The organism is Victivallis vadensis (assembly GCF_003096415.1).
Lineage (GTDB): Bacteria > Verrucomicrobiota > Lentisphaeria > Victivallales > Victivallaceae > Victivallis > Victivallis vadensis.
In genome coordinates this window covers 22,868-48,727 of record NZ_QEKH01000015.1, presented here as the reverse complement: position 1 = coordinate 48,727, position 25,860 = coordinate 22,868, and the positions used below count along the sequence as shown (strand labels likewise).

Below are 25,860 nucleotides of genomic sequence, written 5' to 3'. Positions count from 1 at the left end.
AGAACGACAGTGAATCGATTTGTCAAGAAAAATATGATCCTGATCATTGTGATCAGTCTGTCATCGGTTGCGGCGATCGCGCTTCTGGTTTGGACCGCAATCGAACACAGCCGGATGAGCGCTTATATCAATCAGGTGAATAAACTTCGTGAAGATATCGGAGTTCTGGTTTCCAAGAAGCCTGCGCCGGTGGATGAAAACAAGCCCCGGATCCGGCAGGATATCGAAACTTACTCCAAGGCGGCCGATGCGATTGAACGGGCATTCAACGATCCGCTCCTGCCGGCGCTGGAGGAATTCATCAAGGTTGTGCGGTATAGGGATCCGGAAAAGAAGGCGAACAGGCCCATTTCTCTGGCCGAGTTCAAAACTCTCTTTTTCGAGGAATGGAACAAAGTTGATGCGGCCAACGTTGCTCAGCAGGGAATTACATTCAAGGTATTTCAGCAGCGCTTTCCGAACTGGCGTGATGCGATGCTTGAGTTCAAGAAGCTGGCGGAAAAGGCAACGACGGAACCGATTACGGATCAGTCGGTGGATGAGGTTTTTCTGACCGCCCTTGGCGTGCCGCGGACCATGCAGGGCAAGCCGGAGCTTCTCTCGCGGTTCATGACGGATTACCGGTACAAATTGCTTGATATGCTTTCTGCCGGCAAGATCACCGTCGGCAATGTGGAGGCCGGTAATTTTTCCTTTACGCAACAGGATGTTTTCCAGCCGGAAGAGTATCCGCAGGTGGCCCGCAACTGGGATATCATCGGCGATATCGTCTCCAAGATGGTGGAAGCCAAGGTGAAGAGTCTGAATGGCTTCTACAAGCGTACCGTCGCCGGCGAAGCGGTCGGCGATTATCAGGTTTATAACTTCACATTTGAAGTGGAAGGCTCGCTGGAGAGCATTCGCAAGCTGGTTTCCCTGCTGGATCAGTCCTACCTCAAGGGGAATCGTGTCTATGTGGTGCGCGCCGTATTTCTATATGCGGTGGAGGATCAGGCTAAATTGTTGTTCATGCCCGCTTCGGCAGTGCCGGGAATGGAGGGACAGAATGGCGAGGATGGTTTCATGCCGCCCGGTATGCAGCCGCCCGGTATGCCGGGGATGCCCGACATGAGGCAGCCGGGCATGCCCGGTATGCAGCAGCCCCAATTCCAGGGGCGCGGCCGCGGCCGCCGCGGCAATATTCAGCGGCCGATGGAATCCGACCGGCAGATGACGGAAGAGGAGCAGCGCGCCCAGCTCGAAGAAGCGCGCAAAAAGTGGCTCGAAGCGGAGAAGAAGAAGCCTTTTTACGAGCGTATCGGTTACGGCAACACACTGGTTGGCGCCAACAGCGATTGTCAGGCGCAGATTACAGTTGAATATGTGATCCTGAATAAAAATTAGAGAACGGCGCGGAGGCTCATTTTGGAATTCTTGAAGCGACATTATGAAAAGCTGATACTGCTTGTGCTGCTGTTGGCTTTTATTCTTTCGATGGTATATGTTCTGCGGATTATCGACCAGACCAAGGAGATTACGGAGGAAAGTCTGCAGATTCCGACCCGTGCTGCGGATTATGAAGTCCATGACCCGAAGGCGGCGGAGTTTGAAATTGCGGATTACTGGCAGTCCCGGAATGCGAACTGGCCGGCTTCGCAGGCAAGGAATAAGGCGAATCCGTTTTTCTCCGATCTGGTGGTGACTTTTCCGATGGCCCGTTGTCCCGGCGAGGATAAGAAGCCTTGTGGAAAAATCATTCCTCTCTATTATTTCACGGAGGAGCAGCCGTGTCCGTTCTGCGGCTTGGAACTGAAGAAACCGCCGAAGCGTACTGCGGAAGAAGGGCAGCTCTTCCTGAATAATATTCAGTTGACGCAGGAGGAGGCGACACGATTCAGATTGAATGTGGAGGATGCTCTGCTGGATCGCGACAATGACGGTTTCAGCAATATCTTTGAAATCCGGGTTGCCAAGACCAGTCCGGTTGATCCCCGCAGCCACTCTCCGATGTGGTACCGGTTGCGGTTGCAGGAAATCCGGCGCGTTGAATTGCCGATCAAATTCATGGCGGTCAATACCAATAACAGCGACGATAAATCGCGTTGGGACCTTCAGTTGAACATGGTGAACAAGCGCAACCGGGAAATCACCAGTATTGAAGCTGTGGGAAATACCATTGAGCTGGATAATAAAACTTACAAGATCGCGGATGTCAAACTGGTGAAAAGGGAGATCCCCGCCGAAACCAAGGGAGGAACGCCCAGGATCAGCGATGAATCCGTGATGTATCTGGAGCAGGTGGAGGGGACGGACAAACTGGAGCTTCAGGTCGGCAAAAAGGTTTTCTCCTCGCGTCCGAAGGCGATCATGAAAGATGTCGGCGTGCGGGACGGCATGATTATCTGCGACATCGGCGAACGGTTCCGGATGGGGCTTCGTACCACCGGTTTCGCCAACTATCGGGTAAAGGCGATCGACGCCAAGGCGATGACGGTGACTTTGGAGAATCCGTCCGCCGTGGAAGGGGATACGACTCTGGACCCCGCCGGTCGTAAGATGGTGGTGACCAAGAAGGGAATGATTCCTGACGAAATGCTGGTGAACTTCGAAAATGAGCAGCTGCGCGAGGACGGCATGGGGATGGCCCCGCGCGGCGGGTATTGATTCCGACTCAGGTAAAGTAAACAGAATTTTGAATATTTCCGATCAAAAATAAGGTAGAAAAGAGCATGGAAATCTCCAACCGTAAACTTTTATCGCGTGGAGTGGTCGCGATCGGTCTGGTGGTTGCTGTTTCCGGAGTTCCCGGTGAGGGGGTTGCCGGGGAGCGGCCGGATTTGTCGCCAGTGACTTGGGGGGCTGAGGCCAATCCTTTGACCGAGCAGAAGATTTCGACGGCCGATAAACAGTTTGCCCTTCAGGATGAGTTACTGGGCAAGGCCCGGAAATTCCGCAGTGAGGAAAAGTTCAAAGAGGCGGTTGAACTCTATGAGCAGATCATGGAGAGCCTGAACGGTCTGGAAGGATCTCTTGCCGATACCCGTCGTGAAACGTTCGGCAGGGAGCTGGCGGAAACGCGGCGCGCCTGGGCGGACAATTTGATTGCCCGTGCTTATTCCGCGATGTCGGACAAGCGGTATAATGATGCGCTGGCGTTTGCCACCGAGATTCGGACTGTTGATCCGGCTCTGCAGGCGAAGGCGGAGGCGATGATCGAAGAGTTTCAGAAGAAACGGCGCAATGCCGAAGTGCAGCGCGATGTTTCTCTGGAAACGGCGGCTCCTTCCCATGCCAGCGACAAAGCGAAGATCAGCCTTTTGCTTCGGGAAGCCCAGGTTTTCTATGACAACAATAAATTTGATGAAGCCCGCAACCGCGCGGAACAGGTGTTCCTGATCGATCCCTACGATGTCGATGCGATCGCTCTGCTGAATAAGATTTATCGGCAGCTCTACTCTTATGGGTTGGCGCGCCACGAAGCGGATACCGCCGGCATGGTTGCGTACTCGGATTGGTCGTGGGCTGAGCCGGTTTTCTCCGCAACGCTTTCGCAGGGACCGAGCGATTCGATTCAGAAACAGGCCTCCAATCAGGGGGTTTATGCGAAGATGGAACGGATTGTTTTTCCGACCATCGCATTTGACGACGCCGATATCATGGCGGTGATCCGTTTCCTGAATAACCGGAGCAAAACCTTCGATCCGGATAAGGAGGGAGTGAATATTGCGACCGGTATGAATTCCAAAACGATCGAGCAGCTCGGCCGGGTTACGATGAATTTCACGCGGATTCCGATGAGCGAGGTGCTGCGCTACATCTGTCAGGATACCGGATTGAAGTACCGGATCGACGGGGACAATGTTTTTATCGGGCCGGAAGTTGACGAAATGCAGGTGCGTAATTTCCAGATTCGCGGAGATTTGATTTCCAGCATCACCGACGGCGCGGATGCGGCCGGTGACGGTATGGATATGGGCGGCGGCCCGATGGGCGGCGCTCCGGCGGGAGCCGCCGGCGGCGGCGGTGGTGCCGGCGCTGAATTGGGCGTGGCGGGCGCTGCGACGGATGCCAAGACCTTTTTGACGGATGCTTCGGCGGGACAGGTCCGCAAGCGCGTTACGGAAGCGGCTCTGAAAAAGTACTTCGGAGATCGCGGCGTGATGTTTTTCGACGGTTCTTCGATCAGTTATGACAAACGTTCCGGCCGCCTGAGCGTGAAGAACACTCCGGAGAATCTGAGGCGGCTGGATGAGTTGATCCGCCAGCTTGACGCAATTGAGAAACCGTTGATCATGGTGGAGATCAAAGGCATCGAAGTAAGCGAAGAAGACCTTCAGGAGCTTGGTTTCGACTGGTCGATGAGCGCGATCGGCAGTGTGAAGACGGATGCTTCCGGCAATATGGTCAGCGGTTGGCTGTTCGGGCAGGGGGGAGGACAGTCGAATCCGGCGACGCGGACGGTGCGCGAAGGCATTACCGGCGTCAATACCGCTTTGATCGACGGCTGGAATTTCTTCCCCTCGCTGTTCGGAAATGTCCATCCGTTCGGTTCGGATGTGCCGTTGAATATCTCGCTGACGATCAATGCCTTGAGTCGTAATACCAGGACGGAAACGCTGGCGGCCCCCAAGGTGATGACTTCAAATGACCGGATGGCGTCAGTCCGGATGGTGAAGAGCTATCAATTCCCGGAAGACTGGGATGCTTACGAGATTGAAGACGACGACGGCAACTACACGATCACGGCGCCGGTGCCCTCCTTCGGAGATGAAACCGATATCGGTATTATCTTTGACGTGACCCCCAAGGTGAATGCCGACAATTACACGATCACTCTGGAAGTCAATCCGACCGTGACGAACTATATCGGCCGCGATGAATACAATATTCAGGTGAAGGGTATTCTCACGGAATATGTGCGTGCCACCGATCCGAGTACCGGGGCATTTACCGGAGGAACGACCTTGAAACAGACCAAGACGACCGACCGGTTCAACGTCTGGAAGCCGATCATTTCGCGCCGGAACGTGAAAGTGAACGTGAATGTGTACGATGGTGAGACGATCATATTGGGCGGCATGATTGATGCGACGACAACAACCCGCACGGATAAATGGCCGATCCTCGGCGATCTCCCTCTGGTGGGACGTTTCTTCCAGTCGCAATCTGAAAACATAACGCGCAATAATTTGCTTTTGTTTGTGACGACTCGTCTGGTCGGCAATGACGGTGTGCCGATTCGCCGGAACAGGGCATTGGGTGCGCCGGACTTCAACCGCTAAATTAACGCCGGAGGCATAAAAATATGTTGAATCGTGAAAAGAAATTATGGGGGTTGGCTTTTGCGCTGGGCGTAGGCTTGACACCGGTACTGGCCGCAGAGAAAGCGCCGGCGGCGATCTCTCCGGATATGCGCGTGGATATCAGCAGAATTGACCAGGGCAAGCAGGAAAACGAAATCCGGGCGGGCCGTCTGGTTTCCGAAGCCAACAAACTTCTGATCGACAGCAAATATCTGGAGGCGCGGGATAAATATCTGGCTGCAATCAAGATCTTTGAGAGCTTTCCTTCTCCCGAGTTCCAGAAGCGTGCGGAAATGTGTCGGTCCCAGGTCGTCACCTGCTATAAATATATGGCGGAGGAGGCGATGAGCAAGGCGGAGGAGCGGGCGGCTCTGCGCGATTTTGAAGAGGCGATCCGGATTTGCAAGGAAGCCCTGAAGTATTGTCCGGAATTAAAGGGAAAGCTGCAGTCCCGGATTGATCTTTATGAGAAGCGTCAGGCTCATCTTGCCGCCAATCCGGAAGCCCGTGTGGAAACCCTGCTGCCGAATCAGAAAAATCAGGAATACCAGATACAGGTATTGATGGAGCAGGGGCGCCAGCTGGTGGCCGCAGGGGAGTATACCCGTGCGCTTCGCAAATTCGACAATGTCCTGCTGATTGATCCGTATAATGCGGATGCGATTCAGAACATCAAGGCGACCTACTGGCGGGTCGATAAAGCCGGTTTGGCGCGCTATGCGAACGAGCATCGCAAATTGATTGCGGAAACGGAGTGGAAGTTCGCGATCCCGGTTGTGCCGGAAAGCAACAGCGCGGATGCGGTCAACATGCTGGGAGTCGAGCCCAAAGTCAAGGAGGAGCGGGAGGTCAGTGCGCTTCAGAAGAAGCTGGATTCGATTCGGATTCCGCGGATCGACTTTGAGGATGTGACGATCTCCGCCGCGATCAAAAACCTTCGTGAGCAGAGTCGCCAGCAGGATCCGGAACAGGTCGGAGTCAATATCTTCCTGCGGCGTGACGATGGCTCCGCGGCGGCGTTGTATGCCAAGCTGAATGCCCAGAATGATATGATGGGTGGTCCGGATGGCATGGGAATGGGCGGTCCCGGCATGCCTCCGCAAATGCGGCCCCAGCCGGCTCCGGTGCCGGCGGCTGACGGCGCGGAACCGTTGCTGGATGAAAACGGCCTGCCGATCGATAATGAGCAGCGGATTTCGCTGTTGATTCAGAATCAGACCCTGATGGACGCGATCAAGCGGCTTTGCGATACGGCCAAGCTCCGCTACCGGGTTGAGAAATACGCGGTGGTGATCGCTCCGCAGAGTGTGGCGATCGACGATATGGAAACCCGGCTTTTCCCGCTGGACCGTTCGCCGGTCGACGATCCCAACAATGAGCAGGAGCTGAAAAACTATTTCATCGGCAACGGTGTTGAATTCCCGACCGGCTCCAAGATCGTTTACGACCCGAAAATCACCCGTTTGATTGTTTACAACACGGTCGACAACCTTCAGAAAATCGATACTGTGATTCACGAACTGCTTGACCAGCAGGAACCGATGGTGCAGATTCTCTGCAAGTTCATCGAAATTTCCCAGGATGACCTGAAGGAGCTGGCGTTCAATTATCAATTGACGGTCAATGGCGGCGCCGAGGCCAACGTGATGGAGAACGGCAAGTATCCCCGGGATGTCAAATTCGGTCCGAATTCCAACGAACTGTTGCGTTATTACCGGGATGAGACCAACAGCAGCGGCGATTCCAGCACCGGCAATCCGACTTATAATTCGACTTTCAGCTATGTCTGGCAGAATGCGGATGGTACTGCCATTGTGGCGAACCTGTTCGCCTTGAATCAGGCCGACAGCATGGATGTGCTGGGGGCGCCCCGGGTTACGACTCTTCCGGGACAGCCGGCGCATATCGAAATGGTGACGGAGCGTTATTTCCCGGAGGACTGGGAAATTGTGGATTTGCCGAACAACAACACCGGCGGTTCCGGCGACGGTTCCAATGAGGGAACCTCCTACTGGCGCGGCATTTCCGCCGATCCCCAGCCGAACTTTGAATCCGAGCCGACCAAATTGGGCATTGTGTTCGACATTCAGCCGGAAATCGACAAGGAACGCCGCACGATTACGGCGCATGTGCTGCTGCCGGTCCAGACGCTTTCGGGCTGGATGATCTTCGACGCCCGTACTTATGACTCCGACGGCAATACCGACGGTGAATACTATCAGATGCCGATCTTCGACAAACGCAGCATTGAAACCGACATCACCGTATATGACGGCGAAACGGTCGTGCTCGGCGGCGTGGCGCAGGATAAGGTGGAGATTGTCAATGACAAGATTCCGGTGCTCGGCGACCTGCCGATCGTCGGGCGGCTTTTCCAGTCGAAGTACACTGATTCCCAGAAGCGTAATCTGCTGGTGTTCCTGACCTGCCGGCTGGTGAAGCCGGACGGCTCCGCGTTCTTCCCGAACGAAACCCGTTCGCGCGGAATCCCGGAATTCGGCCGCAATCGCTGATTCCGGCATCGTTCAGGCCCTCTCCTGATCAGGAGAGGGCTTTTTTATGCGGTTTTGTATCAGTATCGGCTTGACAAAACCAGAGTTACGGAGTATTTTAAAGACCTGTATTCATTCTGGAGCCGGGCCCCAATTTTATTGAAGGCTTGACACCCGGCTTCAGGCAGTAAGCATCATTGTTTAAAGAAAGGGATTGGTTATGCCAACCGCAAGTCGAGCGAAGCACAAATTCTGTCGCCGGATCGGCCAGTGCATCTGGGGTGATCCGAAATGTCCGAGCGTCAAGCGCCCGTATGCCGCGGGACCGCACGGCAAGGGCCGTCGCGTCAAGCTCTCCACCTATGGCGAGCTGCTGATGGAGAAGCAGAAACTCAAGAACTACTATGCGATCAGCGAGAAACAGCTCCAGATCGCTTACGCCAAGGCGAAGGCCGGTACCGGCCAGACCCACGAAAAGCTGTTCCGCAGCCTCGAACAGCGTCTGGATGCGATGGTGTTCCGCGCCGGCTTTGCGCCGACCATCTTCGCGGCCAAGCAGTTCGTGAACCACGGTCACATCCTGGTCGACGGCAAGCGGATCGACCGCAGCAGCTGTCTGGTCAAGGAAGGCCAGGTCATCTCGATCGACGCGGCCAAGTCGCCGGCGATCGCTGAAATCGCCAAGAAGGGCAACTCCACGATTCCGGCTTATATGGAAGTCGATCTCGAGAACCTGAAGGCCACTTTGACCCGCGCTCCGCAGCTGGAAGAGATTCCGGTCAGCGTGAAGATCATGAGCGTGATCGAATACTACGCCCGCTGATCCGATTCCGTCGGATTTATTTCGGAAGACGCCGCCCCGTTTGGTGCGGCGTCTTTTGTCTTTCGGATGTATCTGCATGAGATGCACCGGAACCCTGCTCAAGGGGGCGCACAGCTACTGCTGCGATGCGTGGAGCGGCTGCTCAGGCTGAAGCTCTACGAGTTGCCGGAGGCTGTATTCGGGCAGATACGCCGGGAACTCTGTTCCGATGATATCGGGGCGCTGGAAAGGGTTATTTCTTCTGCAGGGCTTTGATCTGGTCGCGGAGATCGGCGGCGCGTTCGAATTCGAGGGCTTCGGCGGCGGCGAGCATCTCTCCGGTCAGCTCCGCGATCAGCGCCTCCTGGTCGGCGGCGGAAAGCCCGAGTGAGCCAAGGTCGGTCGAATCGGTGAACATGGTGTCGGCTAGCTTCGGCATTCTGAGCTTGGATTTTTGCTTGTCGCTGCCGGTCGAAACGATTTCGCCGATGGTCAGGCTGCGCCCCTTGCGGATGGTTTCCGGGGTGATGTTGTGGAGCTTGTTGTACTCCATTTGCTTTTTGCGCCGGGCGTTGGTCTGGTCGATCAGCCCCTTCATGCTGGGGGTCAGATTGTCGGCGTAGAGGATTACCCGGCCGTCCTTGTTGCGGGCGGCCCGCCCGGCGGTCTGCACCAGAGAACGCTCGGAGCGCAGGAAGCCCTCCTTATCCGCATCCAGAATAGCGACCAGCGCGACTTCCGGCAGGTCGATGCCTTCACGCAACAGGTTGATGCCGATCACGCAGTCGAAATCGCCGTCCCGCAGCTTGTTCAGCACACGCACCCGTTCCAGGGCATCGAGTTCGGAGTGCAGATAGCTGGCCTTTACGCCGAGTTCGGCCAGATAATCGGCCAGCCGCTCCGAACTCTTCTTGGTCAGGGTGGTGACTAAAGTCCGCTCTCCGGCGGCGGTGGCGCGGCGGATTTCTCCGATCACATCGTCAACCTGGCCTTCCAGCGGGCGCACTTCGATGACCGGGTCCAGCAGGCCGGTCGGCCGCACGATCAGCTCCACGGGCTTGTCGCTGTGCTTAAGCTCGTATTCTCCCGGCGTCGCCGAAACGAACACTGTATCGCCGGTGAGCTGCTCGAACTCTTCGAACTGCAGCGGCCGGTTTTCCAGCGCGGTCGGCAGCCGGAAGCCGTGGTCGATCAGCACCATTTTGCGGTTGCGGTCGGCCTTGTACATCGCTTGAAGCTGCGGCAGCGTCACGTGGGACTCGTCGATGACCGTCAGGAAATCCGGCGGGAAGAAGTCGAACAGGCAGTAGGGGCGCGAGCCGGGGCGGCGGTTGGAGAGGTACATCGAATAGTTTTCGATCCCGCTGCAGTACCCGATCTCCTTCATCATTTCGATATCGTAGGTTACGCGCTGATAGAGGCGCTGCGCCTCGACCAGCAGGTTGTTCTTTTCGAACCACGCCACTCGTTCGGCCATTTCGGCGAGAATCCGGTCGGCGGCGCCGTTGATCCGTTCCTGCGGCAGCACGAAGTGCTTACAGGGAAACAGCGTCACGAATTTGGGGCGGGTCTTGACTTTGCCGGAAACGACGTCGCGCCGTTCCAGGGATTCGACCTCATCGCCGAAAAAGGAGATGCGGATGAAATCGTCCCGCTGGGGTTCGTACACATCCACCACGTCGCCGCGGACACGGAATTCTCCTTTTTCGGGGGACATGTCGTTGCGTCCGTACTGGATGTCCACCAGACGGCGCAGGATTTCGTCGCGGTCGAGGGTGTCGCCGACTTCGACGCGGACGCAGAGATCGGCGTAGTCGTCCGGTGAACCCAACCCGTAGATGCAGGAGACGCTGGCGACCACGATCACGTCGCGCCGTTCGACGAGGCTGGCGGTGGCGGAGAGACGGAGTTTCTCGATGTTTTCGTTGATCGACGCGTCTTTGGCGATGTAGGTATCGGTCTGCGGAATGTAGGATTCCGGCAGGTAGTAGTCGTAATAGCTGATGAAATACTCGACGGCGTTTTCCGGGAAGAATGCCTTGAATTCGCTGTAGAGCTGCGCCGCGAGGGTCTTGTTATGGGAAAGTACGAGGACCGGGCGGTCGAGTTTTTCGATCGCGTTGGCCAGAGTGAACGTCTTGCCGGAACCGGTGACGCCGAGCAGGGTCTGATAGCGCTGCTGCCGCTTGAAGTTGTCGAGCAGTTGCGCGATGGCCTGCGGCTGGTCGCCGGCGGGGGCGTACGGTGCATGAAGTTTGAAAATTCCCATACACATAACATGCCACGAAAAAAAATATTTTCAATAAGAAAACAAAAAAAGTAAAGCCGCGCAGCGGCGTCGCCACCGGCAGCTTGCCGGACGCGGTCCAGCGGCGGAACGCTGGTCGCTTGTCGCCGGGCTGCGCAGGCGCAGCCCAGAGGCAAGCGAAATGTAAGGTCGGCGGATGCCGACCGCAATACAGCAGTACCACTCGGCGGAGCGCGCGGCAGCTCAAAGAAGCGAAGCGCCTTTGAGCTGCCGGTTCGAAGCGCGGAGCCGCCGCGAGGGGCGTCGGAAGCGGATTATAATTGCAGACGCAACCATGCAGGTGCGAGAGCGCCCCAGCTGCGCGAAGCGCCTTGGGAGTGCAGAATTTCAGTTCCGCTTTCAAGTCGCACATAACCTCGGCTGATTAAGCAAGTTGGACTGCCGTACCGGTAAAAGCCGGGCGCGATTGGAAAGCAGAGATAAATCTCCGCACTCCAAGGTTGTTGTGTGATCGGCAAGGCGGCAGAATTTTGCAACGGTTTTCGGTGGCCGTAAGGGTGATGTCAGGCGGCAACGCGCTTACGCGCCGGTCAAAATGCGCATTGCTTATTTTGACCGGCGCAAGCGCTTTTGCCCGGAAGGTACTGTTGCGGTTGCAGTCGGCATTCGCCGACCTTACATTTCGCTTCGCTCCGGAGCCGCGCCTGCGCGCCCCTGCGCAAAGCGACCAGCGTTCCGCCGCTGGACCGCGTCCGGCAAGTTGCCGGCGGCGACGGCGGCAGCTTGCCGCCTGTTCTTCTTGGTTTTTCTTTATTGGGGGAAGGAACAGAGCTTTGCAAGGGTTTTCGGTGGCCGTAAGGGTGATGTCAGGCGGCAACGCGCTTACCGCCGGAAACAAAAATTCGCGTCGCTTATTTTTGATTCCGGCAAGCGCTTTTGCTCGGTAGGTACTGTTGCGGTTGCGGTCGGCATCCGCCGACCTTACATTTCGCTTCGCTCCGGGGCCGCGCCTGCGCGCCCCTGCGCAAAGCGACCAGCGTTCCGCCGCTAGACCGCGTCCGGCAAGCTGCCGGCGGCGATGCCGCTGAAGCGGCTTCCTTTTTGATTTTTTTCTTTTTTTCAGCAGGGAGAAGCCGTACTGCCTCTCACCACCAGCTCCGTCGGGATCAGCACTTCCCGCTCTCCTCCGTCCAGCGCCAGCTTCACCGCCGTTTCACCCATCCGGTCGAACGGCTGGTGGATCGTGGTCAGCTCCGGTTCGCACGCCACCCCGAAACTCAGGTCACTGTATCCGATCACCGAAACCTCCTCCGGCATCCGGATCCCCTGCCGCTCCAGCGCCGTCATCACCCGCAGCGCGATCAGGTCATTGCCGCAGCTCACCGCCGTCGGCCGATCCGGCTCCGAAAACAGCCGCTCCAGAAACGGCACCAGCGGCCCGCCGCTTCGGAAGCATTCATCCCGGTAAATCCATTCCGTTTTCACCGGCAGGCTGCGCTTCGCCATCTCCGCCAGAAACGCCTCTGCGCGTTCGTCGCCGAAGCGTTCCCCTTTGAAGGTCGTCACGTGCGCGATCCGGCGGTGTCCGAGCGCGTACAGATGCTCCACCGCCTGCGCGATTCCGGCCCGGTCGTCGGTGCGCACGCTGCCGGAACCGATCGTTTCGGAGAAGTCCAGAAACACCACCGGCACGCCGCACTCCCGCGCCGCACTCATCAGATAATCGCCGCGTTCGCCCGCCTTGCCCCAGTGCAGCAGCGCCGCCGGACATTGGCTCAGCACGGAATCCAGACGGGTGATGAAGTCCTCTTTGCCGTTTGCGGCGATGATCTTCATGAAACAGCCGTGCTTTTCCGCTTCGACCGTTGCGGCGGTCGCGGCGCGCATCACGAATTCCGGGGTGCCGCCTTCGGGCAGGATCATCGCAAGCGTGTTGGCCTGCCCCGATTTCATCTGCGCGGCGATCGCGTTGCGGCGATAGCGCATCCGGGCGGCGGTGCGCTGAACCAGCTTCCGGGTCTCCGGCTTGATGCCCAGCTTCTCGGCGCGGTTGCCCAGTACCGCCGAAACTGTCGAGCAACTGACACCGGCGGCCTTTGCCACATCTTTCAGCGTAACCATTTGAACAATGCTTTCTTATAAAAGTGACGGATGAATGACGGAAAAATAACGGAGCCGAAAAAAGGGCCGGAGTAGTTTGCTCCGGCCCCGGAATATCGGCTTTACCGATTACCGGTAAAGCGGCCCGAAGTTGGCGCAGGCGCGGTAATCGGCGCCCTCTTTGTCCATGCCGAACGCGGCCCATGCGTTCGGGCGGAAAATCTGATCTTCCGGCACGTTGTGCATGCAGACCGGAATCCGCAGCATCGCGGCCATGGTGATCAGGTCCGCGCCGATATGGCCGTAGTTGAACGCGCCGTGGTTGGCGCCCCAGTTGGCCATCACGCTGTACACGTCCTTGAACGCGCCTTCGCCGGTCAGGTTCGGCACAAACCAGGTGGTCGGCCAGCCCGGATCGGTCCGCTTGTCAAGCTGGTCGTGAATCTCCTTCGGCGGCTCGTAGGTGTAGCCTTCCGCAATCTGGAGCACCGGCCCGAGCCCCTTCACCAGGTTGATGCGGCTCATCGTGACCGGCATGCCGCCTCGGGTCAGGAAGCGGCTGGAGAAGCCGCCGCCGCGGAAGTAGCCGAGGTTCGCCGGGACCCAGCTGGTCGCGTCGAGGCAGGCCTTGGCTTCGTCGGCGCTGATCTCCCAGAAGGGCTTCATCGCCGGTTTGCCGTCGGCGCTCTGGCGTCCGGTCGCGTCCATCGTGGTCGCGCCGGAGTTGATCAGGTGGATCATGCCGGGGACGTCGAGATCGAAGCCGGTCGCCTTCTTGACGGCTTCCGGGCTCCAGTAGGTGCGCACGTCGCTGAAACCGGAGGCGGTGCCGGTCAGCAGGTGGCCGAAGAGCATCGCCAGACCGTTCAGCGCGTCGTTTTCCGTCGCGACCACGAAAGCCTCGCGGATGCCGTTCCAGTCGAAGGAGGAGTTCAGGATGGTTTCCATGAAGTCGCCGTTCGGCATGTGGTCGGTCCACTGCCGCTGGCCTTGGAAGCCCGCCGCGATCGCGTTGTGGCCGAGCGCCTCCTCGCCGAAACCGAGTTCGGCCAGCTTCGGATTGCCGATCATCAGGTCGCGGGCGATGATCACCATCTTGGCGACGTACTCCCAGATCGCCTGCTGCTGTTCCGGGGTCTTGCCGTCCTTGCCGTTGTAGATGTCCTCGTACTGCTTGCAGTTGGCCTTGATCCAGGCCATCGCGCGCTCGAACTCTTCGGGATCGTAGATGTTCTCGTTCACGCGGCGGATGAATTCGGACATGTCGACCGAAATGCAGCGCATGTTGAAGTAATCCTCGAAGAATTCGGGATCGACGATCGAACCGGCGATGCCCATTGCGACCGAACCCATCGACAGATAGGATTTGCCGCGCAGCGTCGCCGCCGCGATGCCGGCGCGGGCGAAACGCAGAATCTTTTCGCTGACGTCGGCCGGGATTGTGGTGTCGGCGGCGTCCTGCACGTCATGGCCGTAGATGCCGAAAGCGGGCAAGCCCTTCTGGGCATGGGCGGCGAGCACGGCGGCGAGATAGACCGCGCCGGGACGCTCGGTGCCGTTGAAGCCCCAGACCGCCTTCTGGGTCAGCGGGTCCATATCCATCGTTTCGGAGCCGTAGCACCAGCAGGGGGTCACGGTCAGGGTGACCATCACATTGGAGTTCTTGAACTTCTCGGCGCACATCGCGGCTTCGGCCGCGCCGCCGATGGTCTGGTCGGCGATCACGCATTCGACCGGCATGCCGTTGGGGTAGCGCAGGTTTGAGGAGATCAGTTCGGCGGCGGCCTTCGCCATGTTCATAGTCTGGACTTCGAGCGATTCACGCACTCCGCGGCGGCGGCCGTCGATGGTGGGGCGAATGCCGATCCGGGGCATTTCGCCATGCAGACGGTTGACGGGAGAGGTGACCTTGAAAGCATCCGGTGTACTCATTTGTTGACAACTCCTGAAAATTGATTTAGGGTTTCCGGTTACACGATTTAGCATATACCCTTCCCGGCAAAAATCAATGGTTCAAACCTGTTTTTTTCAAAAAAAAGTGTTTCTGAAACGATATAGAAATAGAAATATAAAATAGTTATTATTTTGTAATAAATTCAATTGCAATAAGTTACATATATTGTGCCGTCGCGGCGGATGGCGGGGCGGGTTGACAAAAACGGAATATGATGATGGATTGTTTTCAACGGAATTTCATAACCAGCGGAGGTACAGGATGATCATTCAGAATCGGAGCTTCGGAACTTACAGCATCGATAAAAACGGCAACTTTTCCGTCGGCGCCGAATGGCGGCTGCGGCAGGAAGCGCCTGAGGAGGGAGCGGCTGCGCTTTATGAGGCCGCCAGAGTGTGGGCGGGAAACGTCGGCGAACCGTTCAGGGTGCCGACTCCCGAAGGCGGTTTCACCCTCAGTGAGGAGCTGAAAGTCTCCTCGGTCTCATTCAAGGAGCTGGAGGGCGGAGGATTGGTCGTCGCCTATCAGGCGGAACCGGCGACCGGCCCCGAACTGTTGGGCGAGGTCACGGAAAAGATCGACCGGGACGGCGTGCGTACCCGCAGCGCAAGCTGGAGCGTCCCGCTGGTCTCCGCCGACCCGGAGAATCCGGAGGAACCGGAGCTGCCGGCCTCCGGAGAGCCGGAGGAATCTTTGCTCTGGCCCGTTCCCGGCACGGTGCTGGATTGGGAGGGCGGAGCGTTCGTGTGCGAAAGCTGCGAAATCAAAACGAACCGGCTTGGGCAACAGGCGGAGGTTACGGTTTCCGCGCGGGAAGTCAGCATCCTTCAACTCGGCGGCATCACCGATTCCCGAAGCGCGGACGGGGAGCGGCAGAGGAGTGTGAAATTTTTCGTCACCGATGCGGAACTCGAAACATTCCTCAGGAAGTATCCGCTCGGCTTCCAGGCGGAGTGGGCCGGCGGACGCTTTTACTGCGACAAGATCGACACGTCGCCTTACGGAGTGATCGGCAATGAAGTCACGCTGACCGCCCGGGAGATTTACACGCATCTGGTGTCGGCTTCGCGCAGCGAGGAGTTTGTGAGCTTCAGCCGTTCCGGCGGCGTCCGGCGGCAGATCGTCTGGACCGGAGTGTACCAGGTGATGGCGACCGAGGTGTTCAAATTCTACAAATTGACCGGAACTGACGCTTCCGGCTGGAGCGAACCGAACTGCATCGTGACCCGCGTGACCCCGGTTCGGAAATCCGATATCGAATATCAGGTGACGGTGGAGGCGCAGCACCGGAACAATCCCGGATTGTTCGAGAACTACACCGCCAGCGACCGTTCCGACCTGGGCGGGCGCAGGGATATCCGGGCGGATATGTGCGAATTCCGCGTGACGCCGGAGCAGGCCGGATACCAGCTCGCCGCCAACGGCGGACGGGAAGCGATTCCCGGCTGGAGTGCATCAAGCCGCTGCCCGTTCCGGAGTTCGGGCAAGCTGGCGGAAAATCTGGTCGGCGCCATTCTGCACACTCTGGTGGTGACCGTGACCACTTACCACCGGGGCAGTGCTTCGGGAGTGCTTGAGGATATGGCCGGCTGGACCGGCAGCCGGGTTCTGACCGGCGAAGTCGCCGGTTATACCGGCAGCTACCTGAAGGTCTGGCAGAACTGCGATGAAACCTGCGACGATGCAGGCGATCAGTATACGCGGCTGACCCGCAGCTACCAGCTGGCGCCGAACGGCTTTGAATGGAATCCGGGCTATTGGGACCGGCACTGATGAAACGGGCCTTCGTGAAGACCGCGGCCCAGCAGCGGGCAATCCGGCTGCTGTCGGGGCCGAGCCGGTTCGTGATGCTCTACGGAGGTTCACGTTCCGGCAAAACATTCATTCTGGTTTACGCGATTCTGGTGCGGGCGCTGCGGGCGGCGGGCAGCCGCCACGCGATCCTGCGGCTTCACGCCAACACGGTCCGGCAGAGCATCCGGTTCGACACGCTGCCGAAGGTGGTGAAGCTGGCGTTCCCGGGGCTGGGGCTGTCGGAGTCGAAGGTTGACCAGCTGATCCGGCTGCCGAACGGCTCCGAACTCTGGTTCGGCGGGCTGGATACCGAGGAACGGGCGGACAAGATTCTCGGCAAGGAGTTCGCGACGATCTATTTCAACGAGTGCTCCGAACTCGGATTCGAGGCGGTCAGCACCGCGCTGACCCGGCTGGCCCAGCGGACGGCGCTGAAGAACCGGGCGTGGTTCGACTGCAACCCCGCCGGTAAATCGCACTGGAGCTACCGGCTCTTCATCGAACGGCGCGATCCGGTTTCCGGGTTGCCGCTGTCCTTTCCGGACAACTACGCCTCGATGCTGCTGAACCCGGCGGAAAACCGGGAGAATCTCCCGGAGGGCTACCTCGAAGAGACGCTGGCCGGACTGACCGAGCGCCAGCGGCTCCGGTTTCAGGAGGGGGCGTGGCTGGACGATCTTTCCGGCGCGCTCTGGTCGACGGCGATGATCGAACGCAGCCGGGTCGAAGCCGCACCGTCGCTGGAGCGCATTGTGATCGGCGTGGACCCGGCGGTGACTTCGGGGAAGGATTCCGACGAAACCGGCATCGTGACCGCCGGACGCGGGGCGGACGGCCACTACTATGTGCTCGCCGACGCCAGCTGCCGGGAGCGTCCCGCCGGATGGGCGGCGCGGGTGCGCGACGAGTATCGCCGCTTCCGGGCCGACCGGGTGGTGGCGGAGGTCAACAACGGCGGCGATCTGGTCGAAACCGTGCTGCGCAGCCAGGAGCTGGATCTGCCGTTCCGTCAGGTGCGGGCGATGCGCGGCAAGATCGCCCGCGCCGAACCGGTCGCCGCCTTATACGAACAGGGAAAGGTGCACCATGTCGGCTGTTTCCGGGAGCTGGAGGAGCAGATGACCTCCTTTACGCCGCAGACCGGAACCGGCAGCCCGGACCGGCTTGACGCGCTGGTCTGGGCGATGACCGTGCTGATGGAACCGGCTTCGCCGCGCTTCATTCCGGCGTGACGGCGGGGGCGAATGCGAGATTCGCCGCCCGGATCTGTTCCACCTCCGCCCGGTCGAAGCCGATGTCGCCGAGGAATCCGGCGATCAGGTCGCTTTTGGAGGCGCAGTAGGCATCGACATCGTCGGGAAAACGGGCGGCCAGCTCCCGCTTGAGTTCTCCGTAACGCCGGGCCGCTTCGGGATGGCTGCGCAGGTAGTCGCGCAGTTCCAGATGGTTGCGCAACGGAGCGGCGCCGGGCAGGCAGACGTAGAAGTTGTGCGGGAAATCGAGCCGCAGCGATTCGGTGAACATCTCGCGCCCCGGCAGGCCGAGGTCGCCGCGGCTGCCGAAGCCGAGCGGTTCGAGCCGGGCTTTCAATTCGCCGAGCCGCTCCGGCGCATTCAGGATCAGATCGGCGTCGATCACCGGCTTGGCGGCAAGTCCGGGGACGGACGTGCTGCCGACATGCTCCAGGCGGCAATCGAAGTCGTTCAGCACCGGCGCAAGCAGCTCCTTGAGTCGGTTGAACCGTTCCGGCCACTTGGGATTGTATGGTTCGACCGTGATCAGCGGGGTGCGTTTGAGATAGATCCGGTGCGGCATCGCCTTGCCGTAAACCTGCTTGACCACAAGCTGGGCCGGGTCCATGCCGAGCCGCTGCGCCACGCGGATCGAAGAGAGGTTCTCCGGCCGGATGTCGGCGATCACCCGCCGGACGCCGAGGCGGCGGAACGCATGGTCCAGACAGGCCCGCGCTCCCTCGGTCGCATATCCTCGGCCGCAACCGGCATGGCTCAGGATGTAGCCGACGCCGACGTGGGAATTGCCCTCAAACTCCTCCTTGAGCAGTCCGATCTGGCCGATCACCGCGCCGGAGGCTTTCTCGACGGCGGCCCAGTAGGCGAAGCCGTCCTCCCGGTAACGTTTCCGCATCCGGGCGATCCAGTTGCGGACTTCATCGTCGGAAAAGGTGCGTTCCCAGGCATACATCACGCGCGGATCCTGCAGCATGGCGCGAAGGGCGTCGAAATCATTGTCGTTGAGTTCGCGCAGCATCAGGCGCTCGGTTTCAAGAATCGTCTGAATCATGGTAAGGCTCTCTCCTTTTGGCCGCAATAATATACCCGGAAAATTGTGCCGGATCAAGCCGTTTCTCTTGAAATGGAATTTTTTCCGCTTATCTTGTCTGTAAAGGGCAGGAGGAAAGAGATGAGTGACGGTCTGGTCAATCTGCTGCTTGATCTTTTGGTCGGAATCATTGATGCTGTCGATAGGGTATCTGAGAAAACGGAGTCGGGCAGGCGGCTGACGACCAGTGTGCTTTTCGTGGTGATCGGGTTGATCGTGATTCTGGGGCTGATCGTTGTGTGGTGGTGGATCAGGGAGGAAGGGTGAGGTTTTTGGGGCCGCCGGAGGCGATTCGCGCAGGGGAAAGCCTGCCGTTTTGAAGGCAGGCGGGTCTGCAACCCTGCGGTTTGCAGACCTTGTGCGCTACGCGGCCTGATTTTCAATCAGGCACCGGTAGCTGGGCGCTGTAGCGCACAAATTACCTCCGGCGGCCAACGGTTTCGCCGTTGGATCACGACCGGGTAGCACCCGGTGGCAGATACCGCCCATAGAGCGAATAAACTGATAGATAGTACCCCCCGGTTTTGAGATTTTTGCGTAGCAAAAAGCTCGAAACCGTACCCGGCGCCGGCACCTTGCCGGTCGGGGGGCCCGGGGGGCGAAGCGCCCCCGGCCGCCGGAGGCAAAGCTCCGGGCAGAGTTACGGCTGCGGGAACGGGGACGCTGTGATCCGGGCTGCGGGAATCCACTGGTCGCTGTAGGCGCAGGAGTCCATTGAGCGCGGCGGGCCGAAACCGACCTTGTCGACTTCGTTGTACGGATTGCGGGGCTGGTCGGTGAGCTTGCCCAGCGCCCAGATCATCCAGCCGACCCGTTCGCGGGCGCAGAGCGTTAGCATTCCGGCCTGAAACTCGCGGCAGACGGTTTCGCCCTTGTCCCAGTGGGTTGCGCCGAACTCGGTACACATCACCGGCACCTGATGGGTGTCGCGGAATTTCACGATGTGCTTCTGCACGATCCACGGATGATTGTCCAGCGGATAGTCGTGGAATGCGAAAACGAGGTTGTTATAGGGAGCGTCGGCGGTGGACGCGACCGGTCCCCAGGTCTGTTCGAGGGAGCGGCTGTGCGACCAGTCAGCGGAACCGACGAGGATGATGTGTCTGGTGTCGACCTTGCGGATTTCGCGGATCGCGCGCATATACCATTCGCGGGCCAGTTCGGGACGGATGTCGTGCGGCTCGTTCATCAGCTCATAACCGAGCACGTGCGGTTCATTCTTGTAGCGTTCGGCGACCTTGCGCCAGCGGTTGGTCCACTCCGTCACTCCGGCTTCGTCCCACAGTGAAACGGCCTGCTTGCTGCGGGCTTTGGCTTCGTCGATCTTCTCGCTGAAATACCCGTGGTCGTCGAGAATCACATACATGTCGTGTCGTTTTGCGGCCTGAACCACCGGGTCGATGAAGTCGCGGATATGGGCGTCGAGGTCGATCGGTTCGTTGACGTTGTTGTTGAAGTAGCGGGTGTAGAAAGGCAGGCGGATGGTGTTGAGGCCGCGCGCCTTGGCGTACTCCATGACCGCGTCGTCCTGATTGCTGATGATCACGTCGCGGCAGTAGCCGATTCCGGCGGGCAGGAACTCCTTGCCGTCGGCGGTGACGATCTGCGGACCTTTCACCTTGAGCCACGCGAAATCGTAGTCAGGGCGATAACCGAAAACTGCGAGCGGCAGCGATTCGCCGCTTTGGGGGCCGGAAACGGTGACGAAGTTGTATTTCTGAATGGACAGGGGCGGATTTTTCCAGGCGTACTCGAACCGGCCATCTTTGACGGGAACCTTCCGGGCGGTCTTTTTGCCGGAGGCGTCGCGGAGCTTGATCGTCACTTCGGAATCGCCGCCGGAGACCCGGCCCTGCAGGCGCAGTTCCGTGGCGGCCTTTTCCGGTTCGTTCGCAAATTCGACGGAGAGTTTGCGGGCTTCGCCGAGCCGGACTTCGGCGACGTCAAAGTCGGCGATCCGGTTCAGGCGGAACGCCAGCATCCGGGCCTTGCTGCCGCTCGGGCGGCGCGGCACCGGGAACTCCAGCGTCTGCCACTCCGGGCCGCCCTTGAAAGTGACCATCCGCCCCATCGAACCGCGCGGATCGGTGAGATACCAATGGGCTTCCAGCTGGTATTCCTGACCGGGTTCTCCGCCGCGCAGCCGGATTTTCAGTGGCGCGGCTTCCGGGAACTCCGCGAGGTCGAGCTGCGGCTTGAACTGGAAGTTCCACCGGATTCCCGGCTGCTGTGTGAATTCCGTGCGCCGGATCGTCAGGATGCCGTCCCGGATGGAGGCAACGGCCTTCTGTTCTCCCTGACAGGTAATTTCCGGCTCGCTCCCGGGTTTTGCCGGGAAGATGGAAAGTTCCCGTTCCGGAGACGCCATTCCGGCGAAAAGCGGTGTCGCGGAGACAAATGCCGCCATGCCGAGTGAAAGCAGTTTCTTCTGTATCATCTGTGAACCTTTCAATTTGGATCAATGCGCTTTGAAATACCAGTCCGGCTTGATGTTCTTGCCATCGCTTTTGCCGTTGTTCATTTCAACGAGCGACTTCCACGCGGCGTGTCCATCCGCCCAGAGGTAGTTGCCGCCGTTGCTGTGACGGGAGGCGATTCGCGTCGGGACACCGTCTCCCGCGCGAGCGATACGGTACTTTCAGAGAAAACCAGAGCGGCTGGACCTCGCCGGGATTCAGCTCCATTTTTTCCGGTACCGGATAAAGCGGATCGGGGTAATCACCAGCTCCACGTACCGTCGGATAGCCGACAGGCAGGGCATGCGCACTTCCTTCTTTATAAACGCGAAATGCTTCTGCGGAAATTTCATTGCCTCGCGCATTACACAATGCAGAAACTTTGAGTGTAATATTTTTTACATGCTCCTTGCCGGCAAATAAAACCAGCTGAAAATTTTCAAATTCATTGCGGGCAGCTTCGAGTTTGATTTCACAACTTTCGCCATAATACGGCAAATCGGCAAACACTCGCTCGAAACTTCCGGTTGCCGAAACCCCGAGGCCATTCACCTGCATTTGTTTTTCACGCAAAGCTTTGTATCTGGAAGCCAAATTTTCCGGAAAATTCCAGCGATTCTTCAAAAGCACATCGGTCCCGTCCGTAAGCAGAAGTTCAAGCGAGCGGATTCCTTTCGGAATCGAGGCGGAAAATATGCCGTTCCGATTCGATACCGTAGTCGTTTCGTTATCATTCACGGTCATGCGTAATTCAGCAGAAGCGGAAGCGGTCAATTCAAAGCCATCCATGTTGAACTTCCGCATTTTCACCGGAGTTCCGCTGTGTTCCTTCAACTTCAGCTCCGGAAATTCCAGCGGCTTTTGAAACTGTCCCAGAATTGGTGCAAAGCTGGAAAATTCCGGAGCTCTTCCGTCTTCTTTGCTGGTCATATCATGATTAAATGTTCTATGGCAACTGGCTTTCCAACCGGACGAGCGGAAAAATCCGGAAAGATCGTAGGCGGCGGCGGGCAACGCCGCTTCAAGCATCCAATTGTCGCTGTTCACCGTTGTTCTGTATTGAATGTCGACCGGACTGCGTAGCATGCCACCATATTCAGAATCAACAAAATTGAAAGTCGCTTTGCCGCGAGAATAGAATAACCAGTGGTAGATATTTTGATTGAAGGGAGTCATTATGAAAAACTCCACACAATCGTCATAGTCATATTTACTCCGATTCAGAATCTTTGTATTGCTGTCTGCAGCAATCGCCGCGATATACAGATGCTCCTTGTCATATTTCAAAAATATACGAGTATTCTCTTTGGCCAAACCTTGGCCGGTTGAGAGTTGTAACCCTGTGATTTCCAAAGCATCATGCCATTCTTCCGCATTGACTTTGCCATCAATTACCGGCGGGATCAATGTTTCCGGCATGGTCAAAACCGGCGATTCGGCAGAGACGCTCAGCATCGCCAGACCAAGGAGCGCTCCAGTTATTTTTTTCTTCATCGTAATATCCTCCTACCTGCTTAATTTGCCGGGGATATTGAAGCTCGCCTCGCCGCTTTCCGAACGGACGACCTGGAGTGTACCGGCATCTTCCCGGATCAGGAACGGTACTGCCGAGAAGGCCAGTGTGACGATTGCCGCAAGGAACAAAAGAGAGGTCCCGAGCGGACTGCGCAATTTCTTGAAGAATTCCCGCAAATTCATGATGTCACCTTCACCTTATCACATCCAATTGATAAGAAAAGCCAGATTCGACGGAAACTCCGAAAAGTCCCACCACTCGATCTTCTCCGGTGTTTCCGGGAGTTTCCCGGCGTTCTCCTCTTCAGCAGGTTCTGCCGCCGGCGCGGGAACGGCCTGCTGTACCAACAGCTTCTCCACGGAATCCGTGAGCTTTTCGAGATGTCGGTCCATCTTCGCTTCGGCCCGGTCCGGCTGTTCCGGCACCACCGTAAGCGGTGCCGTTTCCATATACTGTGCCGTTACTCCGACTTTGAAATCGTTGTCCGGGGCCAGATTGTTCCGGCGTCCCTCCGGCGTGCCGGTGACGGTGAAGAACGCATAGGTGGCACTCTGCGGCGGCATCACGCCGGTGGCGTCGGCGGCGCTCATCGGATAAGTCCGATTCCCCGCCTGAACCGAAAAGCTGAACTTGTCATAGAGAATCTCCTCATCTGTATCATTGTGCAGCAAGACCTTGAAAACGAGGGTGTCCTCATGGTGGAACCGGATCACCTCCAGCAGCTCCAGCCGGAATTTTTCAAACTGAAACACCGCCCTGGCGGTCGAGCGTTTCGTATCCCGCAGCTCGGTCGGATAGCGCTGCATAAGCAGATCGTATGCCTTGGCCATATCGATCAGCGAGAGCAGCCTTGCCGGTGTTACGCCGCCGGAGCGGCCGACGGCCTCCGGACCGCCGCCGGAGCCGCCGGTGAAGTTGACGGCGGCGAACGCTTTGGCGTTGTCCTGCACCAGATACAGGATGTAGGTCTTGCGGTTGAATACGACGGTCAAAGTTCCCGCCGCGCCTTCCTTCAGCGCCGCCAGATTGAAGTAATAGCCGCCCGGCTGCGCGGAAATCTGAAAATCGGTGCTTCCATCGGTGGAGACGTTCACCCCGGCGATCTTGGAGATGGCGGACGGAAACGTCACAGTCGTCACGCCGTCGTCCTTTTTGACATAGATCTTGTAGACTTCCCCCTGCGCCAGCACATACTCCTGAAACTGGTTCATCTCCCGGATCTGCCTTTCCGGGCTTTCCCCGGCGGAACAGAACATCGGCCCGCCAAGGGCAAGCAGGAATCCGAACCGGCGGAACATGTTACTTCTCAACATCATGTGTTACCTCTACTTTCTGATTGATTGCTGATTGAAATTGATATCGGAAACGACAAACGGATAAACCGTATTTTTTCCGAGGTCGTAGTTGACCACGAGATTCATCGACAGCTCGAACTGCAGAATTTCTGCGGAAGCGTTGAGGTTCCTGCCGGAGTTGCGGAGCAGCTGTCCTGAGATTTTCAAAAACGAGGTGCGGCTGTCGGCCTCCAATACCTGAATTCCGAGAATCTCCGCTTTCTGGTGGAGCTCCTGTTTCCCGAAATTCTCCGCCTCGGCCTTGAGCAGATCGAGCGCCTTCTGCCGGGCCTGTCCCACATACATCTCATCGAAGAGTTCCGGCCGGTCCAGCCCCGCCGGGTTCCGCATCAGCAGCGCATCGGTCCCCAGCCTTGCCATATATTCATAGAGCCGGACCAGTTGTTCCTGTGAGGCGTATTTCGTGACATGGTATGAATTGCGCCCGTCGATCACGATCAGACGATTGTTGTCCCGGAACTGGTACATCAGCAGCGGAGTCAGGAAAGAGAGCGGCACATAGACCAGCACTCCCCGGAGCAGCCACCGGTTCCAGTTGCGATAACTCGGATCATTCATCCTGATGTTCCTCCTCATACAGTTTCAGTCCTTCCACCCGGAACGGCAGCTCGAAATCCGAAGCCGAGCGTTCCAGCCGCATCAGCAGCGCGAAGTCGCGTTTCTGAATGTGCGGATAGCCGAAATAGATGCCGCTCAGGTTCAGGATTCCCTTGACCAGAGCGAAATATCCGCCGCCGGAACTGACGTATTCGACCGAACAGTGTTCGATCTCCTGCATCAGCATCCGCCGCTCGAACAACTCCCGGGTACTGTCCAGATAGTTGCGCGCCCGCCCGAGGCCGCGCTTCGTACAGACCATTTCCAGCAGCCGGTCGTCCCGGGAATCGTACCGGCGCGACAGCAGTGCATAGGCCGCCCGCAGTGCGATGTCCTCAATTACGATCCGGGACTCCACCGGTGCGGAATTGCCCAGGTAGATATTGCGGTCGCGTCCCAGGACCAGCACCCGGTCCGGCATGGTCATATACTGGACCGCGAAAAACGCGCCCAATGCAATGGCAATCCAGATGACGGCATGATAAACGATCCAGAAAACGAGTAACCGACGTTCCCGGCAAACCAGTTCACAGGCAGTGGGATGATAAATTTCAGCAGACATATATTGCCTTTCCGGTCTGCCCGTTCTGATCAGTGAACGGGCAGACCCGTTTGTAACAACTTTTCCAAAGAAAGGAACTGCTATGAAGAAATTCCTGATCCTCGGAGCCTGCCTTGCGGGTTTCGTTTTCACCGGCTGCGGCGAATCGGAGGAAACCCGAGCGAACATCAAACGCCAGACCGAGCTTATGGAAAAGCAGGCCGAGGCTGACCGCCGGAAAGCGGCGAGACGCCGGCAGGCGATCAAAGACGCCCGGGAAATCCACCGGATTCAACGGGAAAATATCCGCAAGCACTCCACGCCCGCGCCGGAAACATTGTTCTTCAACGAGAATCCGGCCGGGAAAGACAAAGAGTGACCGT

Annotated in this window: 19 protein-coding genes and 1 pseudogene; 9 read left to right on the top strand and 11 right to left on the bottom strand. The window is 58.1% G+C overall.

The annotated features are described in order from the left end of the window. The first annotated feature begins 9 nt into the window (after positions 1–9). The 5 genes from C8D82_RS10280 (at position 10) to rpsD (ending at position 8,597) form a co-directional block, all read left to right on the top strand. On the top strand, positions 10–1,383 hold the full coding sequence (locus tag C8D82_RS10280) for a hypothetical protein (RefSeq protein ID WP_133245151.1): 1,374 nt from the start codon (positions 10–12) through the stop codon (positions 1,381–1,383). A 21-nt stretch (positions 1,384–1,404) separates the two neighbouring features. Further along, positions 1,405–2,643, top strand: coding sequence for a hypothetical protein (locus C8D82_RS10275; protein WP_116884197.1), 1,239 nt, complete (start codon positions 1,405–1,407; stop codon positions 2,641–2,643). A gap of 65 nt (positions 2,644–2,708) precedes the next feature. Continuing rightward, entirely contained in the window at positions 2,709–5,261 is a 2,553-nt protein-coding gene (locus C8D82_RS10270; RefSeq protein ID WP_133245150.1) for a hypothetical protein, read from the top strand. A gap of 23 nt (positions 5,262–5,284) precedes the next feature. Beyond that, positions 5,285–7,795, top strand: a complete 2,511-nt coding sequence (locus C8D82_RS10265; protein ID WP_116884195.1) for a hypothetical protein — start codon at positions 5,285–5,287, stop codon at positions 7,793–7,795. Between the two features lie 199 nt (positions 7,796–7,994). Further along, positions 7,995–8,597, top strand: coding sequence for a 30S ribosomal protein S4 (gene rpsD / locus C8D82_RS10260; protein ID WP_116884194.1), 603 nt, complete (start codon positions 7,995–7,997; stop codon positions 8,595–8,597). A 232-nt stretch (positions 8,598–8,829) separates the two neighbouring features. On the opposite strand, the gene uvrB is transcribed toward rpsD, so the two are convergent. From uvrB to C8D82_RS10245, 3 genes are all read right to left on the bottom strand, one after another. After that, positions 8,830–10,845, bottom strand: coding sequence for an excinuclease ABC subunit UvrB (gene uvrB, locus C8D82_RS10255; protein WP_116884193.1), 2,016 nt, complete (start codon positions 10,843–10,845; stop codon positions 8,830–8,832). A 1,098-nt stretch (positions 10,846–11,943) separates the two neighbouring features. After that, positions 11,944–12,945: a LacI family DNA-binding transcriptional regulator gene (locus C8D82_RS10250; protein WP_116884192.1), complete on the bottom strand. Its 1,002-nt coding sequence runs from the start codon at positions 12,943–12,945 to the stop codon at positions 11,944–11,946. Between the two features lie 108 nt (positions 12,946–13,053). After that, positions 13,054–14,856 (bottom strand): L-fucose isomerase, encoded by a 1,803-nt coding sequence (locus tag C8D82_RS10245; RefSeq protein WP_116884191.1) that lies wholly within the window; start codon positions 14,854–14,856, stop codon positions 13,054–13,056. A 283-nt stretch (positions 14,857–15,139) separates the two neighbouring features. On the opposite strand from C8D82_RS10245, the gene C8D82_RS10240 reads away from it, so the two are divergent. Together C8D82_RS10240 and C8D82_RS10235 are read left to right on the top strand one after the other, a co-directional pair. Next, positions 15,140–16,651, top strand: a complete 1,512-nt coding sequence (locus C8D82_RS10240; protein ID WP_116884190.1) for a hypothetical protein — start codon at positions 15,140–15,142, stop codon at positions 16,649–16,651. Beyond that, positions 16,651–17,904, top strand: coding sequence for a phage terminase large subunit (locus tag C8D82_RS10235; RefSeq protein ID WP_116884189.1), 1,254 nt, complete (start codon positions 16,651–16,653; stop codon positions 17,902–17,904). Before C8D82_RS10240 ends, C8D82_RS10235 begins: the two co-directional genes overlap by 1 nt. Here C8D82_RS10235 and C8D82_RS10230 read toward each other — a convergent pair. Further along, positions 17,891–18,973, bottom strand: a complete 1,083-nt coding sequence (locus C8D82_RS10230; protein WP_116884188.1) for a GNAT family N-acetyltransferase — start codon at positions 18,971–18,973, stop codon at positions 17,891–17,893. The genes C8D82_RS10235 and C8D82_RS10230 overlap by 14 nt on opposite strands. Positions 18,974–19,093: 120 nt before the next feature. Here C8D82_RS10230 and C8D82_RS10225 point away from each other — a divergent pair, with 120 nt between their 5' ends. Continuing rightward, positions 19,094–19,279, top strand: coding sequence for a hypothetical protein (locus tag C8D82_RS10225; protein ID WP_133245149.1), 186 nt, complete (start codon positions 19,094–19,096; stop codon positions 19,277–19,279). 373 nt (positions 19,280–19,652) lie between these two features. On the opposite strand, the gene C8D82_RS10220 is transcribed toward C8D82_RS10225, so the two are convergent. From C8D82_RS10220 to C8D82_RS10190, 7 genes and pseudogenes are all read right to left on the bottom strand, one after another. Further along, positions 19,653–21,449, bottom strand: coding sequence for a glycoside hydrolase family 5 protein (locus tag C8D82_RS10220; protein ID WP_116884186.1), 1,797 nt, complete (start codon positions 21,447–21,449; stop codon positions 19,653–19,655). 21 nt (positions 21,450–21,470) lie between these two features. Continuing rightward, positions 21,471–21,608, bottom strand: a complete 138-nt coding sequence (locus C8D82_RS22315) for an H-X9-DG-CTERM domain-containing protein (protein ID WP_420882997.1) — start codon at positions 21,606–21,608, stop codon at positions 21,471–21,473. Positions 21,609–21,651: 43 nt separating this feature from the next. Continuing rightward, positions 21,652–22,026, bottom strand: a pseudogene (locus C8D82_RS22310) (glycoside hydrolase domain-containing protein); the annotation flags it as partial. Positions 22,027–22,974: 948 nt separating this feature from the next. Continuing rightward, positions 22,975–23,166 (bottom strand): hypothetical protein, encoded by a 192-nt coding sequence (locus C8D82_RS10205; RefSeq protein ID WP_116884184.1) that lies wholly within the window; start codon positions 23,164–23,166, stop codon positions 22,975–22,977. Between the two features lie 18 nt (positions 23,167–23,184). Further along, on the bottom strand, positions 23,185–24,300 hold the full coding sequence (locus tag C8D82_RS10200; RefSeq protein ID WP_133245148.1) for a hypothetical protein: 1,116 nt from the start codon (positions 24,298–24,300) through the stop codon (positions 23,185–23,187). 9 nt (positions 24,301–24,309) lie between these two features. Continuing rightward, positions 24,310–24,897: a hypothetical protein gene (locus C8D82_RS10195; protein WP_116884182.1), complete on the bottom strand. Its 588-nt coding sequence runs from the start codon at positions 24,895–24,897 to the stop codon at positions 24,310–24,312. Then, the gene (locus C8D82_RS10190; RefSeq protein ID WP_116884181.1) at positions 24,890–25,498 is read right to left on the bottom strand and encodes a hypothetical protein; all 609 of its coding nucleotides are present in this window, start codon (positions 25,496–25,498) and stop codon (positions 24,890–24,892) included. The genes C8D82_RS10195 and C8D82_RS10190 overlap by 8 nt, the downstream gene beginning before the upstream one ends. 82 nt (positions 25,499–25,580) lie before the next feature. Between C8D82_RS10190 and C8D82_RS10185 the strand changes: the two genes are divergently transcribed. After that, positions 25,581–25,856, top strand: coding sequence for a hypothetical protein (locus tag C8D82_RS10185; protein WP_116884180.1), 276 nt, complete (start codon positions 25,581–25,583; stop codon positions 25,854–25,856). The last annotated feature ends 4 nt before the right edge of the window (positions 25,857–25,860 follow it).